24 protein-coding genes are annotated in these 16,789 nt (G+C 47.3%); 4 read left to right on the top strand and 20 right to left on the bottom strand.

The window, feature by feature from the left end:
* Window positions 1-662: hypothetical protein (locus G6Q48_RS20650; protein WP_166268265.1), on the top strand; the 662-nt coding region annotated here is incomplete at its 5' end.
* 162 nt (window positions 663-824) lie between these two features.
* On the opposite strand, the gene G6Q48_RS23115 is transcribed toward G6Q48_RS20650, so the two are convergent.
* The 8 genes from G6Q48_RS23115 to G6Q48_RS20610 all read right to left on the bottom strand — a co-directional run bounded on the left by G6Q48_RS23115 (window position 825) and on the right by G6Q48_RS20610 (window position 5,902).
* A complete protein-coding gene (locus G6Q48_RS23115; protein ID WP_042847037.1) occupies window positions 825-1,196 on the bottom strand; it encodes a hypothetical protein in 372 nt (123 codons plus the stop codon).
* Between the two features lie 58 nt (window positions 1,197-1,254).
* Complete coding sequence (locus G6Q48_RS20640; protein WP_042847038.1) at window positions 1,255-1,737, bottom strand: hypothetical protein; 483 nt, start codon at window positions 1,735-1,737, stop codon at window positions 1,255-1,257.
* Window positions 1,738-1,922: 185 nt separating this feature from the next.
* The gene (locus G6Q48_RS20635) at window positions 1,923-2,354 is read right to left on the bottom strand and encodes a hypothetical protein (RefSeq protein WP_144138807.1); all 432 of its coding nucleotides are present in this window, start codon (window positions 2,352-2,354) and stop codon (window positions 1,923-1,925) included.
* A gap of 62 nt (window positions 2,355-2,416) precedes the next feature.
* On the bottom strand, window positions 2,417-2,902 hold the full coding sequence (locus G6Q48_RS23110; RefSeq protein ID WP_226617273.1) for a hypothetical protein: 486 nt from the start codon (window positions 2,900-2,902) through the stop codon (window positions 2,417-2,419).
* 518 nt (window positions 2,903-3,420) lie between these two features.
* The gene (locus G6Q48_RS20625; RefSeq protein WP_052219406.1) at window positions 3,421-4,293 is read right to left on the bottom strand and encodes a RepB family plasmid replication initiator protein; all 873 of its coding nucleotides are present in this window, start codon (window positions 4,291-4,293) and stop codon (window positions 3,421-3,423) included.
* Window positions 4,294-4,596: 303 nt separating this feature from the next.
* Window positions 4,597-4,875 (bottom strand): hypothetical protein, encoded by a 279-nt coding sequence (locus tag G6Q48_RS20620; protein ID WP_162762192.1) that lies wholly within the window; start codon window positions 4,873-4,875, stop codon window positions 4,597-4,599.
* A gap of 23 nt (window positions 4,876-4,898) precedes the next feature.
* The gene (locus tag G6Q48_RS23105) at window positions 4,899-5,216 is read right to left on the bottom strand and encodes a hypothetical protein (protein WP_042847040.1); all 318 of its coding nucleotides are present in this window, start codon (window positions 5,214-5,216) and stop codon (window positions 4,899-4,901) included.
* 119 nt (window positions 5,217-5,335) lie between these two features.
* Window positions 5,336-5,902 (bottom strand): hypothetical protein, encoded by a 567-nt coding sequence (locus G6Q48_RS20610; protein WP_042847041.1) that lies wholly within the window; start codon window positions 5,900-5,902, stop codon window positions 5,336-5,338.
* Window positions 5,903-6,071: 169 nt separating this feature from the next.
* Between G6Q48_RS20610 and G6Q48_RS20605 the strand changes: the two genes are divergently transcribed.
* Together G6Q48_RS20605 and G6Q48_RS20600 are read left to right on the top strand one after the other, a co-directional pair.
* A complete protein-coding gene (locus G6Q48_RS20605; RefSeq protein ID WP_042847414.1) occupies window positions 6,072-6,383 on the top strand; it encodes a type II toxin-antitoxin system HigB family toxin in 312 nt (103 codons plus the stop codon).
* A complete protein-coding gene (locus G6Q48_RS20600; protein WP_042847042.1) occupies window positions 6,380-6,796 on the top strand; it encodes a helix-turn-helix domain-containing protein in 417 nt (138 codons plus the stop codon). Before G6Q48_RS20605 ends, G6Q48_RS20600 begins: the two co-directional genes overlap by 4 nt.
* Before the next feature lie 77 nt (window positions 6,797-6,873).
* On the opposite strand, the gene G6Q48_RS23100 is transcribed toward G6Q48_RS20600, so the two are convergent.
* From G6Q48_RS23100 to G6Q48_RS20550, 10 genes are all read right to left on the bottom strand, one after another.
* Window positions 6,874-7,182, bottom strand: coding sequence for a hypothetical protein (locus G6Q48_RS23100; protein WP_166268285.1), 309 nt, complete (start codon window positions 7,180-7,182; stop codon window positions 6,874-6,876).
* A gap of 24 nt (window positions 7,183-7,206) precedes the next feature.
* A complete protein-coding gene (locus tag G6Q48_RS23095; protein ID WP_166268283.1) occupies window positions 7,207-7,542 on the bottom strand; it encodes a hypothetical protein in 336 nt (111 codons plus the stop codon).
* A 130-nt stretch (window positions 7,543-7,672) separates the two neighbouring features.
* Window positions 7,673-8,473, bottom strand: coding sequence for a methyltransferase (locus tag G6Q48_RS20585; protein WP_166268281.1), 801 nt, complete (start codon window positions 8,471-8,473; stop codon window positions 7,673-7,675).
* A 63-nt stretch (window positions 8,474-8,536) separates the two neighbouring features.
* Complete coding sequence (locus G6Q48_RS23090) at window positions 8,537-8,983, bottom strand: hypothetical protein (protein ID WP_052219361.1); 447 nt, start codon at window positions 8,981-8,983, stop codon at window positions 8,537-8,539.
* Between the two features lie 57 nt (window positions 8,984-9,040).
* The gene (locus G6Q48_RS23085) at window positions 9,041-9,529 is read right to left on the bottom strand and encodes a hypothetical protein (protein ID WP_042847046.1); all 489 of its coding nucleotides are present in this window, start codon (window positions 9,527-9,529) and stop codon (window positions 9,041-9,043) included.
* Between the two features lie 123 nt (window positions 9,530-9,652).
* Window positions 9,653-9,871 carry a hypothetical protein gene (locus G6Q48_RS20570; RefSeq protein ID WP_042847047.1) on the bottom strand — a complete coding sequence of 73 codons (219 nt, stop codon included), beginning with the start codon at window positions 9,869-9,871 and terminating at the stop codon, window positions 9,653-9,655.
* Window positions 9,872-9,969: 98 nt separating this feature from the next.
* Complete coding sequence (locus G6Q48_RS20565; RefSeq protein WP_072035184.1) at window positions 9,970-10,539, bottom strand: DUF459 domain-containing protein; 570 nt, start codon at window positions 10,537-10,539, stop codon at window positions 9,970-9,972.
* Window positions 10,540-10,678: 139 nt separating this feature from the next.
* The gene (locus G6Q48_RS20560) at window positions 10,679-11,239 is read right to left on the bottom strand and encodes a hypothetical protein (protein WP_042847048.1); all 561 of its coding nucleotides are present in this window, start codon (window positions 11,237-11,239) and stop codon (window positions 10,679-10,681) included.
* A gap of 166 nt (window positions 11,240-11,405) precedes the next feature.
* Window positions 11,406-11,828, bottom strand: a complete 423-nt coding sequence (locus G6Q48_RS20555) for a hypothetical protein (RefSeq protein WP_042847049.1) — start codon at window positions 11,826-11,828, stop codon at window positions 11,406-11,408.
* A 157-nt stretch (window positions 11,829-11,985) separates the two neighbouring features.
* The gene (locus tag G6Q48_RS20550) at window positions 11,986-12,486 is read right to left on the bottom strand and encodes a hypothetical protein (RefSeq protein ID WP_166268279.1); all 501 of its coding nucleotides are present in this window, start codon (window positions 12,484-12,486) and stop codon (window positions 11,986-11,988) included.
* An 83-nt stretch (window positions 12,487-12,569) separates the two neighbouring features.
* Here G6Q48_RS20550 and G6Q48_RS20545 point away from each other — a divergent pair, with 83 nt between their 5' ends.
* Window positions 12,570-12,974: a DUF6896 domain-containing protein gene (locus G6Q48_RS20545; RefSeq protein WP_042847052.1), complete on the top strand. Its 405-nt coding sequence runs from the start codon at window positions 12,570-12,572 to the stop codon at window positions 12,972-12,974.
* A gap of 36 nt (window positions 12,975-13,010) precedes the next feature.
* Here the strand turns inward: G6Q48_RS20545 and G6Q48_RS20540 are convergent, their stop codons facing one another.
* Together G6Q48_RS20540 and G6Q48_RS20535 are read right to left on the bottom strand one after the other, a co-directional pair.
* Complete coding sequence (locus G6Q48_RS20540; protein ID WP_042847053.1) at window positions 13,011-13,307, bottom strand: hypothetical protein; 297 nt, start codon at window positions 13,305-13,307, stop codon at window positions 13,011-13,013.
* A gap of 54 nt (window positions 13,308-13,361) precedes the next feature.
* On the bottom strand, window positions 13,362-16,757 hold the full coding sequence (locus G6Q48_RS20535) for a hypothetical protein (protein ID WP_042847054.1): 3,396 nt from the start codon (window positions 16,755-16,757) through the stop codon (window positions 13,362-13,364).
* Window positions 16,758-16,789 lie beyond the last annotated feature (32 nt).

The following is a 16,789-nucleotide window of genomic DNA, read 5'->3' as shown; positions in this document are numbered from 1 at the left end:
AAGTGTTAATACTGTCGTATAACACACTATCTGTAGCCCTTGATATTACAGGGCTAGGAGCAAACTTTGGACTTTTCGATGAAATGGGCACACAACCCCTGCTTGCCGTTAATTTGTTTAAGCAATCACAGCATTTTCGCGAAAAACAAAAGATCGAGGATGCAATTCATTACGGCCTAATGGCCTGTAATTCATTCACAGAATCCAGCGAATACTGGCTCGCTTTAGCCGGTTTATATCAACAATCGAAAAATAGACTTCTGAGTATCAAAGCCGCCTTAAATTCTTATGTGTCGAACTGGGGATTCGGAGTACCGCATGACAAAGTGCTTTATTTTTTGAAGCAAGGCATGGATTTTTCAGAGCTCAGCTCAGATCCTGTTATTCAAAAAGTCACTAGTGGTGGGCTTGACTTAAATTTCGGCGGCACAAAAACCAATCATAACTACCCGATGATGAAAGAATGCATCGACGCATATTTCTCTCTTAACCAGCCAGTCACTGCCCTAAAGTTATATCAGAATTATGCGTTCTCCATGTACACAGAGACAAGTGCATTTCAAGAACGCTATGATTTTCGAATTGAGGAATGGAAGTCTGACTTTAAAGCTTTATGCCTGAAATATCTGAATGACTCCAGATCTGAAGTTACATTAAAGTGATGTATGGCTAGAAACAAAAATGCCGCATGATTAGTGCGGCATTTTGCTGGTGGCTTAATCTACCCCGCTCTGGGGGAACCCCTCGCGCGGCGCGTCCCCTCAGACACGCTCGCTACTTCAGTTGCCATCAGCATATCACACCGATCGCCGATCGCAGATTTTTTATACCTTTTCTTTCTGCTTCAGCTTTTCGTACAGAGCCATATGCCACTGGTAAGAGTCCGTTCCAACATGCTCGATGATCTCGTGGCATTTCAGTTTATTCATTCTGCCGAACTGGGTCGGTATGCCCATTTCTAACAACACGCATTCTGTCGCATAATGCTTAGCTTGCTTCGTGTCTTCAGTGTTGACAGTTGGCAGCATACAGCAAGTCAAAAAGACCGACAAAGCCAAAAGAAAAACAAAAAACGTCGGGACCAACAAAAAACCCAGCCTATCCCTATTCCAGAAGTAAACAAAAAACACAGCACTGGCAACTGTAATACCCAACGAAATCAAGCTCGGTAATTCTACCGATTCAGCCATAATCATCCGCAAACTCCTTCGGATTTCACGTAGCGCGATCGAAAGTGACCACTTTACGATGCATTCACTCGGTTTCTTCTGGGATCACTGCGAGCGGCAGATCACTGTGAACAACCTGCCAGCATTTAGCGAACTTCAACCGCAGCACTCTCTCTTGACAAACCAAGACGGTGTCTTCGCTGTCACGTAACGCCACCAGTTTTTTACCCGCCTGCATAGGCGTAAACCTGCCCGACACACCCGATAAAACATGTTTACTGCCTGCCAGATGAATAACGGTGTTATTGCCATCAAAGGCACGGATCAGTGAATAGCGATATGGCCCTTCAAAATAAACCGGCTGTACCAGTTGCTGCTGCTCCCCTTCGACCAGAGAATTAACAAAAAACCGGTCCAAATTCATGCGTAATTTTTTTACGCCGGTCGGATCCTGATTTGCCACTGAAGATGGCACCACAAAATTCACCGATTGCATTTCTGCCGAAACAACCTGAGCGGAAACGGCCATTGCCACTACAGATACGATTACCCTGATCATGATTTTCATATGCTCAACTCGTTTGTAAAACCCTTACGGGTGGCGGTCGCCGTGCCGGTTACCCCAACAATGGATAATTATCCTGGTATACCGACTACCTTCAATTTATGGGCTTTTAGGTTTCCTCCCTGTCAGCCCGTGGAAACGTCATCCTGATTATCGTCTGTAAATTTGTGATAATCAGGGCTGTGACTTTACAGCGGTGTTTCTTCATTTTTCGGCACAAACAGCACACATGAACCGTTGCCTGATTGCACCACCTCCGGCGAGCAAGCGTATGTTTCCTTTGTAGAGGCGAAGACAGTGAATGCCCAGCCACCAGGAGGCATGTTGCCTTTTCCAGGACTGAGCCAATCCACCTGCCCTTTCAGTTCGTATCGGCTTCCGTCGTAAATAACGACGGTGTGCAGCGACTGGTCAACGGAAGTCACTTCCTCAACCAGGAATAATTCGACCGGGCCATCATGGACGTGATGTTTGATTTCAGAATACGGCCGAGTTTCCACAGGGCTTGCACCGATCTGATTAATGCGAGAGTCCTGTTGCTGATCGGATGTATCGACTGAGGCATGGAGCTCTGCTGTCAACATGAGCATACCAGCCAGAAGCAGGAATGGCTTTTTCAACACTTACCCCCTTTTATCGCTCCCCCACGGAGCACAAACAGAAAGTTTGCCCCTCAGCAAACTCACTGTTTTTTGATACTGACCGACTGACGCATGATTGCCAACACATCACTGGCTGACATTTTCCAAGCTTCAGCTTGACGTCGCAGTACAAAAGCGCCCAACTCTATTCGCCGAGCATGATCTAACATGAATGTCATTGTATTCCCGGCTTCAGAGATCGTCATGCCGCAACCCACTGACCCATTGTTATTTACCACAAAGCCTTTGTTTTTGTTCGCGCCGTGGAACTTAGCACGCATTTCTTTTTCAAGCCCGAATAAAGCGCCGCAAAATGCGGTCAATTCATACCGGGACAGTTGTATCGTGATTTTCTGATCCCAGAGCACATCGCGCCCTTCCAATGTCATGGGTGCCATCGAGATATTCAGCGTCAGAAAACCTTCTTTTCCTTCGGACTGCACGTATTGAACATCCAATGCCGTCCGCTTTTTTTCATCGCGCTGGCGATCAGAGTACAGCTTCAGCTGTTCACCAAATTGATTCATAATTCCTCCTGATACCATAGTATCCCCAGCCAAGCCCGTGACGAAATTTTCGCCACCAGGTCAAAAGGTGAGATTGAACGGGTAGTTTTATTGTTTTATTGCATTCAGACCATGCCCCGAATCTCACCAAAGTGAGTTTGAGCGGGAAATATATACTTAGTTTCGGTGAGTTTGAACGGGAAATATAGTCTTGTTGATCAAGGCCTGACGAAAAAGGTGTGATTGGATGGGATGGCAAGGGAATAATGTTGATTTTTTACCCTGTTTTATGTCCCTACAGCCCGCTTCTTGTCTAAAACTCCTGAGTTTGTTCTCTTTTTAACCGATCAGTTCCCGCTATAACACACTTTATCGCTAGGTTACCCGCTACGACTCACTTTGGACAGGACGCATACCCACCACAACTCACCTTTCTCAAGCTTACTCCTATCAGAATTACCCGTTCAAACTCACTCTTTCATTCGTTTTGTTTACCAAATAAAAAACCCGCCTTTCGACGGGTTTCCGATATGACTCGCTTAATCCAACGTCGGGTTTCGGTTGTGAACATGCACGACCGAGTCCCGTCCAGCCTTGATGACCTCGTATTGCAAATAGCCAATACTATTCAGTTCGTTGAGAGCGTCGGTGATTTTACGGTTTTGGTCTGCGACCCTACCATTCATCATCAAGCGTTCACGAAGCCTCGACATTTGGATTGGCGCAGGCTGTCGTGGCAACGCTTCGAAATAAGTATACAGCGCCTGGGCTGTCTCATTTCTCGGCAGTGCCATTAGCGGCTTGCGTCGTAACAAACTTAAGTGGTCATTGCTGTAGAGCTCCCAAAGGCGCTCATCTGCTTCCAGTACAACCAGATCATCGACAACATCAAATTCTGCCTTCAACAGCAAGCCTGTTACCAAAAACTTCTTGGTACCTGGCGTTGTGAATGTGATGGTCTTTGCCCTGATTCGAGTTAACGAGTCGGCTATCTCCTTACGCAATTTCGAATCTAGCCGCTTCGATGGATACCCGCAGAACTGCGAGAACTCGCTGAATTTAACCTTGATCTTATTTCCATGCAGAGCATCAGGACATGCGCTAAACGCATGGATAATCCCCAACCAGCAACGAAAATCAATGAAATAGTTAAGCTGTGGACCGGTGATCACCACGTTGGTGTAGCCTTCACTACGGGCATACTCCAGGTAGCTGAGCGATTCGCTCGCGTCCAACGGCTTACCAACCTTTCCTTTCGATCGGATATTCGGTGTAAACACGCCAAGCCGCAATAACGAGACGGGTTGAACACTCGAACTGTTTGTTATTGTGAGTTTCCTGTGTGACGAATTTTCGTCAGCAGGTATCGCATCCTTGAATAACAGGATGTTATTACTACAATTTTGTTGCATCAAACCATAACCCCTCATGGTTGTGAATAAAAACTCGGCTTTCCCCTTTCAGACTCACCGAGTTTCCCACTGTACCACACCCAAATCCCATCCAAACTCACTTTCTTCCCTTTCAAACTCACTTTCCTCCCTTTCAAACTCACCTCAATCCTCTGTAGGCCACGCCACCAGCGGCCTGCGAGCGACAGGGATCTTTTAGGATCTGTTAGGAACTAATTAGGTTAATTATTAGGATCTAGCTTGTTGAAAAGTTGATAAGTGAAAACCAGCGCCCAACACAGGTACTGGTTTTTGTTTGGGTGGCTATTCTGCCCAATGGGCTTTGAGTTGTCTGTTAGCTTCATCTAACGCAGCTGAAGCTGAGGGCATGATGCGGTTATCGAAAACCCAGGGCGCATCTTTCCAGTTGCCTTGCTGCCGAATATAGCCCAGTCTTATCGCTTGCATGAATGTCATCGGCTTTGGGCTAATAGGATTCACCACCAGCCCCTTGGCGCGATTGACACGCACTTTCAGGTAAGCCAGCACACGCTCAGCCTGCGCTTCTTTTTGCCCTGACAAGTCCCAGATACTGCGTCTCAAATGCTTAATGGCTTCTTCACTGGTCACGCGTAATCCCTCGTAGAGTTCAGTACACTGATGCTTGGCAAATCGCACTGAAATTCAGTGTCATCGGCACGGTCTATCCAAGTTATACACGCTCCAGATCGCCATACCGCCAGAACGGGGTCGCTCATGCAGTTTTCAACACTCTCATCCGAGTCATCAAAGTCGTCGAACGTCGCTTCGCTATAGATGACAACATGGAGGAATTGCGGGTTTCTTTCCAATACAGCAAAAGCGTCGATCAGCGCGGATTTGTCAAATTTCAGCGTTACGTTCAAACAGCGAATATTATCTTGGAGTTTAAGTTCAGTCAGCATTGGTTACCCTTTCATGCCCTGAGGCTCTCTCATGGCGATCCTCAGCAGTTTTACGATGTTTTGTGCGAAATGATGCGATGAGTACCACATCGCATCGTAGAAAGCGTTACAGCGCTATTTCATTGCAGGCTCTTTTCGACCCAACGATATTCTTTGGATTGGAAATTATCCTGCAAGCAGATCGTGCATTTTCCGTTGCGGCACTCTGCGTAAACACTCCAGTGGAATGCGGGTGTATCACAGCTGCCGGAAACTGATTTAACAAAGCCACCGAGCTCATGCTTTTTTGCAATGGTAAGTTTGGACGTGGCGATAGCTGAGCGGAGCTCAAACGCATCAAACTCCACGGTAATTGACCCAGCTGGGAGCGTCACTTCGTTACAGACGGAGTACAGTTCGCGAGGTACGGTAAAGCAGGTATTAGCCAGCGCATATTGCTCAGCTGTTAGGTTTCGTGGCGACTCCACTGCACAGAGCAGCGTATCCCATGTAATGCCGATGTTTGCATCATGAGTTCGATCCACCAGCTGAAGCGCCTTGTGTGCCTCATATTCAGAAATGGGTTCCATCTCATTGTCAGACAAAACTTGGTGGATGTCTTCAGTATCCCACAGCTTGGAAAGCACAACATCGTATTGATTTTTTGTGGACAGGTGCGCGATTAACTCTTTGACTGTGCAGTACATAAGAAACCTCTTTTATTGATATTGTTTGTTTTGTTTACCTCTTTATTGAAGCATGACCTCAACCGCTGACGAAGAATAGATAGCAGAATAATTAATTTATTAGTTGCCATATTGGCAACCAATAGTTTAGATGCTACAATGTTGACAAATAGGAAACATGAGAGATGCAATGCACGTAATATCAAGAGAACCTTTTGACCAGGCATCCAAGCGATTTCCAAACAGTGCTCAGGCGCTATCTGACATATATCGAACACTCAAGCGCGACAGTTATCAAACGCCTGATGAGCTTAAAAAGGTTTTCCCCAGCCTTGATCGGATGAAGTATAGAGAGAAATGGTGGGTCATCGACATCAGTGGCAATTCATTAAGAATGATGTTTTTTGCCGACTTTGACCGGGGGAAAATATTCGTGAAACATATAACAACCCACGCTGAATACGATAGGTTGACTGATCACTACCGGAGAACAAAAGCATGATGTTTCAAGATGCAGTAAACGCAGCACAAAACCTGATAAGCATTGTGCCGTTATTGGGAAACAGCCATTCTCGCGAAGACTATGAAAAAGCCGTTCAACTGGTTGAGCACCTTGTCGAAAATGACCCAGACAACCCGCTTATCGACTTGATTTGCGCGAAGATTGATGCGTATGAAAAAACAGCGCCCGAATTTGCTGAATTTAACGAGCGCTTAGCAAAAAGCAATGGCGGTGTAGCAGCATTGAGAACGCTGATGGATCAATACCACCTTAATACGACAGACTTTCAAGATGAGCTCGGTTCGCGCTCATACGTTAGCCGCATCCTCAACGGTGAACGAGGATTAACACTGGAGCACATTAAAAAACTGTCTGCGCGTTTTAATATCCCTGCCTCCATTTTCATAGACTAAACGGTTACAATCGAGTTCCTACACTAACAAAAAACCCGCTTTTTATGCGGGTTTCTTTTTTGATTCAGTGGACAATCTTACCGAATTAGCTGCCGGTTGTGCAGAACAGTACAGGTCGCACCAAGACCCGCATGCAGCACGAAAGCTATCAACACAAATCCCCCTGAAGCTGGGATATGAAACGAGTCTAGGAAAGCCGTTGTCACCGTCAACATCAAACCAAAAAGGCCTATGTATTTAACCGCCAACGAGAGACACACAACCACTGGACTTCGCAGCCCTGGCAATTTGTGTGTTTCGTGATACTGGTACTTTGCATACAATCCACACAGCACCAGCAAGGACAATGTCATCAACGTTAAAGTGCCGATCAGTAGTGCCAGCATGACAACCCCCTTAACCCCAACTTGTCAGCCAATATGGCAAACGCTTTTCCACAGCTTTCGCGCTTCACCACTCACGTCGAATGAGTAGCTCTCACCCAACTCGTTATCATCGAACTTGCACACCAGGCCATACGGCGTAATGAGCATGTGCGCACCCGATACGCTGATCCCAAACAACCGGATGCTGATATGTACGGGAACAGACATCACCCCTTTACCCCTCTGGCGATATCGCTCTAACGCCGAACTGAACATGCCGCGATTAATCAGCACCTCCAGCAAGTGTTCGTTAACCCAACTACCCTGGCCGCCAAAGACGGTTGAATTCGGATTTACGCTGATAATGTTTCGTGGCTTCATCTATCCCCCCAGCGCTCTTTTCAGCGCCTCACTTTGGATGGCGTTCCCCCCCGGTATCGGGAAGTTCCAGTATCACTCAGCAGATATCGCTGACGAAAAAACCGCCCGAAGGCGGCTTTGACATTGGCTGTTAGAGGTCAATTTCCAGTAGAACAGTTTTGACCATCGTGCCGGACTCTTTGAAAGCTTTGTCTTCCAGTTCAGTGAATGAGCCCCCGAGCAGTTTCACACGCTCACGGAAGGCCTTGGTCAAGGCATCTTCACGGAACAGCACGCCCGCAGACAAAATGCCCCGCAGGCGACCACCTTGCGTATACACCCCACCTGAAAGCAGCAGATCCAACACTCGGTTTGTATGCTTAATGTCGGCCTTATTTTTGAAAGGCGGGTTCATGATGATGACATCGAATTTCTCGTCCATTTCATGGCTGAGAAAATCAGCATTGACCAGTTCAAGGCTTGTGCCCGTAAATTCAGGGTTTACCAGCGACGTAATTTCAGGGTCGCTGTTCAGTTGCTGAACGCGCTTTTCATCCAGCTCAACAGCCACGATATTGAGGTTTTTTGCCGCTTTAGCCACAGCTTTGACAATACGCCCATCACCGCAGGACGGCTCCAGCACTCGATCCCCGTCCTGAATATTGGCACTGGTAACCATCGTATTGATGATTTTTTCCGGCGTTGGAAAAAAGTTGAAGTCGTCTTTTGGCACCACAACCGATCCAGACAGGATAATGTCGTCGATACGCCCTTCCGCACTGCCATCAAAAATATGGGCTTTCTCTTTGCGGTTCCACTTCCCACCAGCGGCTTCAAGCACCTTGTTGGTGTTGGTGTACAGGCGACGATCCAGCTGGCCTTCCAGGAAGAGTTTGTTGCCCTCCACACGCGCTTCAGACAGAACTGCGAGGACGTCATTTGATACTTGCATTTCTTACCCCAATTTATTGATATTGAATTAGCCACCAGCCCCACGCTGACGGCTTAAATTGCTTTACCCGATCACTACGACGGATTGATAGCTTTCAGCAGCCAGTACGTCGTCTTCATCGTTGTCCTGCCAGAACATGGCTGGTAGACGATCAACTTCAAGATGGCTTGGCATCCATCCCAGAGTGCGTGCAACCCAGAAACTTCGGGTATGCCCAGCATTATCGACAACGGATACCCGTTCGCCTTCATAGCCCACCAGCTGAGGACTCAGGTTCCCAGTGCATTGCAAACCGGTGCGCTTCGCGTACTGATGGCCTTTTTCCATCATTGCCATACACTCGGTGTAATGCTCGAAAGAGCCTGCTTTGCTCTTCGGTTCGACAACCCCCATCCACTGAGCCACGGCTTTTGCACGCTTCGCCAGCAGGGCTATCCCGACCTTGAAAACACCACGGTCTTGAGTGAAAACGTATTGCTGTTTTAGCTTGTCGATTTTCAGCTGGTTCATAACGGGTTTCCTCGTTGCGATAATGTTCGGCCTGCGATCAGACCGAACGATTAGGTGTCAGACTACGTACTGTACGTTTAACTCTTGATGAAGCTGCTTTAGGACTGTTTCCCCACTCAATTCCAGCGATTCCATTTTTCCACCGATATAGGCAGCGCCAGTCACTTCAGTGTGGAAAAACGCGCCACGATAAATGATGCTATTCATGACAATGGAGATAACCCCCACGCTGCGAAGCTCATACAACAGCTCTTCTGCCGTCCATTCCATCGCATTGATCCAACCACGCAAATCCTCCAATGCCCCTTCATCTGGCGTAGGAGCCGCAAGCAGTTCATCCAGCTGCTGCACAAACTCATGGTCTGGCTTAAACGCTCTAAGAAAGCTACCAATCGCTTCTTTTCCACTTAGTCGATTAAAACCGAATGAGACACTGCGATTAGATGAATGGAAAAACTCCAACCCTTCTTTGGGCAAGGATCCAATGGGCGCATCTGCACTAAACGTGACGATAAAACTTTGGATAAATTCTTGCTTATCTGACATGTGAATCCTCTTTTCTTATTGGTATCGTTGTTTTGTTTACTTAACCAGTAAAACATGACCTAAGCCGCTGACGAATAATAGAAAAGAGATTATTTTGAGAAACAATATCGAGTAGTGAAAATGTTATTTCCGGAAGGACTCCACAGCTATTTTCCCGTGGTAATGATGAAGCGCGCGAACGCTTTCCTTGTGGTCGTCATCACCCGCCTTGCCCGATTGGCTGTATCGCTTAGTTGTCTGGTATCGCTCAACCAAAGCCATATACTCCGGATCATTTGCCCGGTCATAACGGACAGCAAAGCGACGGCTGACCCCAAACTTGTTTCTACGGTTGGCACCCATGAATCTTCCTTTTAAACCCGAGTTGGTTCGATAGGAAGATCATCCCACAGGTTCAGCGCTGACAAAGAGGTTCAAAATAAAATACATTCCCCCTGTTTTTACTGGTTGAACAGCCTCCCAATTATCAAATCACTACCTTTGCTCGTGTAATGTATCCCGTCATGGGTTCGTACCTGCACATCGTTCACGGTAAGGTTAAACTGACGCCCAATAGCGACCTCGGGGTCGAAAAAAGCGATCTGTGTTTCATCCACCGCCTGACGGATTGCTTGTCTGGTATTTACCAAGGCGGCTTCGGTGGCAGGATTCTTCATTGCAGGTGGCAATATCCAGATAATCGATGCACCGGGGTTGCTCTGCTGGATTTGCTGGATAAACTGTGTTGCCTTCTGCTGGTAGTTCGTGACTTGGTTTGCACCGATGCCGTCATTAGCCCCCAGAGAGATAACCACGGTCTCATAGTCCTGAAAACTCATTGTCTGAACATAATCGTTCCACTTTACCGAACTGCGGTCGGTAAGCCCTGTGCTCTCCTTATAAAGGCCGTCTACTGGGATGTGCTTCTTTGCGCTCGTCGCGAGGGTATAGGTTAAGCTATCACCGATAAACAGTGGCTTAGCCAATGATATTGCAGGCAGGAACAGGGTAAGAAATAAGGCAGTTTTCATAACTATTTCCAGGTCGATACACTGCCGATGATTTTAAAAAAGATACTTTTTTAATCCACGTTAAAGGCCGACGCTTTGCGGACAAAAAAGCCCACACCATCTGGTGCAGGCTTGGAGTCGAACTTTTTAGCACGCCTCATCAGGCCATTGCGGTTTCGGCCAGAGACAAAGCTTGTTCTTGAGTTTTAGCGATCCCCAACCACAAGATCCTTGCTGAAGGAAAGTCGAAGCGCAGGATGTTCAAAGCGCGCTGTTCATCCTCAGCAAACACGGGCTTGTATGCCGCGACACAGCGCTCATACTCAGCACCTTTTCGTAGCTGAGGAATTGCATAAACGATGAAGCAACGGTCTTCTGGCTCACCATATTCCGGTCCTGCTATTGATACAGCGTAATCGAACGCAAATTTTTTCACGTCATAGAAACTACCACTTTCTTCATGTGACATCGTGTATTCAATTTTTGTCCCAGCATTAGCACGTTTTTTCATGTGCTCAGTTTGCTGAGCATTGTTCCAGCGGTGCAATTGCATACGGCTGGCTTCTTTGCCCTTCAGGACAGCCTTGGCGTTTGGCTTGTAGCCTTGCGCGATCAACGCGTCAATCCACTCGCGGACAGTCACTACTGAACCGTTGAAACGGATTGCTGAAGCTAAATGGTTTTCAGCACGTTTTTCGTTTGCATTGACTAATGGGGTCATCGTAACTTCCTCGGTTTATTCATTTTGTTGACCCAATCATTCAAGCATGAGATTGACCGCTGACGAAGTGATTACACGCTGATTTTTATCATAAAAAATGCCCATCGAGGGTGATGGGCATTAAGGGGTATCGTGGGTTTGGGAAGCCCACTTCATTGATCAGACGCTAAGCATGTGTGGCAGCGTCGAACTCGGGTGAAAACACTGGGTTAACGCGAATGACTGTAGCCATTTCGACTTTCAGATTTACCTCCACATATTCCCCGTGCTTTAGAAACTGAACTTTCTGGTCGATACGACGCATTCCAATGCCGTTAGATTGAGCCTGAACCCACCAATCAAAGTCGGGCGGGATTGTCAGAGTTAATCCGTGCCATTGGGTCATAAACACGTTACCCATTGGCTTATACGTTTTCTGAGGCTTGCACCAGAATGGAAACATCAGCTGAACTAATGCACCATTGCGTGGGTCTACAAACTCCAGGAAAACACCAAAAGGTGACTCTCCTAAGACCTTTTTAAAATCCATCCACGCAGCGTGACAGAAGGTATTATCTCTCAATACTTTAACCATTTTCACGTCGTTCATTTCATTCAGCCTTGTTGGTTTCTATGTAATTAGTAAACCATGACCTCAGCCGCTGACGAATAGCGTAAACTATATTATTTTGAATTATTTCTTTTGTGATTGGTTTTGCTTCAGGCAAAAAAATGCCCACCGAAGTGAGCGATTAAAACGGGGCAACTTAACCTTTCCCGTTGATGATCCGAATCAACCTTTCATTCTGCTCCTGTGCCAGTGCTTCCGCCATTTCCTGAACGGCCATCATACGTTTGGTTGGCATGGGCTCGCTGAACAACGACGCAGTAGCAATAGCTTCAAGATACTCAGACTTCAGCTGATTTGCCTCTGCATCAGCGATGGGGAAAGTAGGTAACGGTACGCGTTTCGCGATGGAGGTTGCGACAGATTTCTGCGTTTTCATCGCTGAATTAGTCACAACAAATAACAGGAAATATCCCGCTAAGATACCCAGGCCAATTTTAGCGATCTTTGCTTTGACTCCTTTCGCGGTCAACATGGCTATCGCTGAACAGGTAATGCCCAGGCAAATGAAAAAGAGCGCCCCACCAGAGGTAGAAGCCACTGCGGTGAATAAAGTGATCATATTTCCTCGCTTAAGTGTTGTGGTAGACCAGGATATTGTCCCCCGTAGACAACCGGTAATGAAATTTCTAATCCTCATTTTAAAAATCAAGCCCCCTCTAACTTGACAAGACCGCTAGCGAGGATATTGTTTTGATTAAAATTAATAACAAGGTGGTTAATATGGACAGTCGTCTTCGCGACCTAATCAATGATTATTTAAAACGCGTTTCTGAAGCCATTGAGTTAATGAAGCTCTCAGGGTTCGAATTGCCAATATCTAATAACGCGTGGGCAGGAAACAGCATTCCACAAAGCGGGGAGTTGCATAGTGGCATCAGGTATTTCAAACATGGTTACGGATGCGCCGTGCATTTACGAACGGGCACTATCGATTTTGATTTTGGAGAACACGGGGAATTCAATGGTTTCGATTTTTGGCGCTTATCCGGCTTTGCAAAGGACAATTTAAGCCAATATGGATTTCAAACACCTGATGAATTAAAGCAATGTTTCGACGCTGAAATAACGAAAAGCAATCTGCTTTATTCTGGTTACATTCTTTATTATCTAAATGAACAGCAATAGGCCGGAAACCGGCCTATAAAAACACATATCGCCTACTTATCCGTGAAAGAAAATAGGCATGTTTAATACTCCGTGAAAGAAAATAGGCATGTTTAATACGCCGCTGATAAAGTCCTTTTCAGCTTTCAAATCACGGTAAAACGGTGAGTGAGCCTCTGCCAGTGCCAACAACGCACCACGCTCCGGACCAAATTCATTCACCTGCTGGGTGATCTCCGCAAAAATTTTACGGACGGTTTCCAGGTGACTGGCTGGTAAGCCGTCTTCCTCCAGTAACTGAAGGAATTCCGTGAACATCACATTGCGCGGGATCGGGTTATATTCTTGAGACACATTCACCTCCTAAATGCCCTCAGGGGCGGTTGATAATGCTATTCATACACTGTATTAATTACGCGTTGTCCAGCGTGTCACGCCTTCAGGCAATGGCACTTCCACCTCGGAGAAGTAACCGGTCTGGTATTTTCTCGCTTCTGAGTTACGCGAAAAGATGTAATGCAACGCCAGTTCTTTGTTGGCAAAAGTCATCCTGGTAAAGGTTTTCACTGGTGCAATAATGCCCTCCAGACATTGATTTTCGTTGTACCCAACAGGGCAGATATCGAACCAATGAGCATGGTTGAATGGTGCTTTTGTCTTCGCAATCTTCGCTTTATTCGGATCGTCATAACGCTGAGGCAACGTCACTTCAATCACATCGACAGGGGCATCCTGGTGGAGGTGAGGACTACCAAGCAGTGTATCGATCATAGGCCTGCCGCTTTCATCGCGTAGGCTCTCTGCAAGCCACAGCGTGCTCTTAGAACGATGTGGATGTGACACGTATTCCTGTGCGTAGCGCCAGCGGACATCAAAGCTGTGTATTTCGGATACAGAGTTGCTATTCAGTGAATAGTCCAGCCCGCTGTATTCGAGATCCTTGTTCGTGCTGAACATGTTCACGTCGGGCATTTCCTTAGAGGAAAACATCCACATGTCAGCAGCCTTTGTGCTCAGTTCTTTGATGCGCCCTTCAGGGTGTTTGTAGAACGATGCATACATCTCCGCCAGACCGCTCTTGGCGCTCTCACTTTCCAGCAACTGATAGATGCAGTGTACCGATCGGCTTATAGAGCCCACGTACACAAAGTTCCATTCACTGCCTTCAATGCGGATGCCGATCGGGATCATCAAAGCTGGAACCTGGACTTGCCCACCCGTCTCATGAACGTAGTTCATCTCGTAGTAAGCTTCTTTCCAAAGATGAGACATTTCCGCCAGACGTCTTTGGTTGGCTGGGTTTAAACGATGTAGATCACCGGCTCTGCTTTCCACAAAGCTAAACGCTTCCTGTTTTTCTTCATAACTGCCAAAAGCAGCATTCAGATTCTTCCACGCCTCCGCCTCCGGCCATTCAAAAATTGTTGTTTCCGCCACATTCGAGGCGTTCAGTTTCACCCAGCTGCGTGAGCCTTCTTTGATTCCCGTTTTCGTCAGGTTGAAGTTAATGCGCTGCACCCAGATATGCGGCTCTATCCGATCATCACGCTCACCATCCGTTGGCGCAACGTACAACGATAATTTACCATTCGTGTTCACAATGAGGCGCAAAGGTGCGGCCTTAATTATGCGCGCAAAATCGACTATCTGAGGCAGCATATTCATGCCCCGGCAGGCGATCATGTCCATCACGCCCAGCAGGTTTTCCCACTGCGCTTTGTCGGCCATCGCCTCTGCCAAAGGTGCTCCACGGTTCGCTGCACGCCATGCCATGACTGTTTTGTCGATAACGGTATCTTGGTCGGCTTCATTCCCCACACGCCCTACCACCAGCGCTGCTTTCAGCAGGTCGCGAGACTTCTGCTCTGACTGACGCTCTTCTCGTAGGTACTTAGCCAACGATTTGAACAGCGCAATGTAGTAGGTGTGGTCCGAGCGCACAGCCCGAGAATAGATGTAGTGCTCCAGATGCTCAGCGGTGACCGCGTCCAGGCACAGGTAAGGCAAACGTGCGTCGTCTTCCTTCCACTGTTTGTTGTACTTTTCGATACAGACGTTGACGTTATAGTCACGCGTCACACTTCCTCTCTTGTTGCTATAACTGGTCTTGCTGACTGGCGCTTTGACATTCAACAGGCCGTCTTTGATAAAGGCTACAGCTACGTTGCGGTCGTCTTTAAAGTCCACGGTAAAACTAAAGGAACCATAGGAACGATCGTCATTTTCTTTGGCTGCACCTGGCGCAGTCTCTGGGTTCGCCAGTGAATGCCATTGGCACATCACACGAGAGCCGCTACGTAGGTGACTGTTTGCCCATTCGATGAAACCAGCCAAGGATGGATACTTTTTATTTTCTGGGTTACTCAGCATGCCTGTACCGTCAGCATCATGAATGAAGCGGCAATGTTGCTCTTGGAATTTCATCGACACAAAATTCAGACCCAGACTCCGGTCGTAGAAATCACCAAATAGTTGTTCCCGATGGTCAAGCCCACAACACATAATCAGGAAACGTTTGTAGTGCAGTGCCATGCGCTCATGCGCCTTCAGCCGATCAGAATAAGCGACGTTTTGGAATTTAATTTGTTCCCCATCCATCCCCCGGAACAAGCGCTCTTGCTCATCCCGAGACGGGAACAGCATGTTCGCACCCAGGTGAGACTCCACAGGGGACACGATGCGATACAGGTTTTCGCCGTCGCGAACCATCAAGAATACCTTGGCATTCTCGCTGTTATTAATAAGGTTTTCCATACGGTCTTTGTAGTCGATATAGCGGCGAGTCGTTGCCATGACCAGTACGCAGCGCGGCGAAGGGAAAATTTGATCCACCAGCGCATGGGTATTGCACAGCGCTTGATAGAACTTGTCCAGGTCACCAAAGTCGAACCAGTCACTTAAGTCGTGGTAGATGGCCAACTCTTCATCGACCATCAATTTCTGCTGAACAAAGGTCAGAGGCTCATTGCTGGGAGCGGACTGCCCTTTACGGATCACCTTCACGTTGACGTCTTTGCCAATATAGAGATCTAAAGACTTGATACCGTCCATCAGTTTGTCAACCTGAGAACGCGCATCTTCTGTTGCAGCCAGCTGCGCCGCTGCCATTTCGGCAAAATAAGGCACCACAGCCTGAACTGCCGCTGTAATTTCGATATTACGCTCTTGGATCCACTCGGATTGGATTGTCGCTATTTGATGGTTTTGCTCGGCCGCATCACGCATGTTCTTGATATCGGCTTCAGTCACGCCCGCTGCAATAGCATTACCCACCGAGCCTGTAGCCAGGCGAATAGCGTTATTACTGATAGCAGGCATGGTGCTCGCACTTACACCTTTCTTTGCGGCTTTTTGCTCAATACGTTCTGTCACAATAGCTTTCATCGCCTCAGGGTTAGCGAGAGACTTCGACAGAGATTGAGTTAGATCGGTAACACGCTGCTGGCACAATGCGACTTCAGCATCACGGATCTGACGCGCATCATCAGCGAATACAAAAAGCTCAACAAAGTCATTAAACAAGAATCGGTGCTCTTTGACAGTTCGCTTAACACTGTGAGAAACGCCGTCTTTGTCTACTGTGACAAAGGTTGCGTATTGCTCGTAGTGCTTCGGATGTGCGCGGAGGATGACGGTATGAAGCTGATTTTCAACCCAACGTAGGGATTCGATGAGAAGTACCTCATCCATCAGGATAGCTTCTTCTGGGATATCCTGCATTGCGCGCCAATATTGCCCGCTTTGAAGTGAGTTGAAACGCTGGATACGTTCGACGTGTTCTTCACGAACTACAATGCCTGTCATGGCTCTGCCCTCAATTGTGATTCATTTTCTAT

This window comes from Providencia sp. M-27 (assembly GCF_011077905.1).
Lineage (GTDB): Bacteria > Pseudomonadota > Gammaproteobacteria > Enterobacterales > Enterobacteriaceae > Providencia > Providencia huaxiensis.
This window is presented reverse-complemented; position numbering and strand designations above follow the sequence as displayed.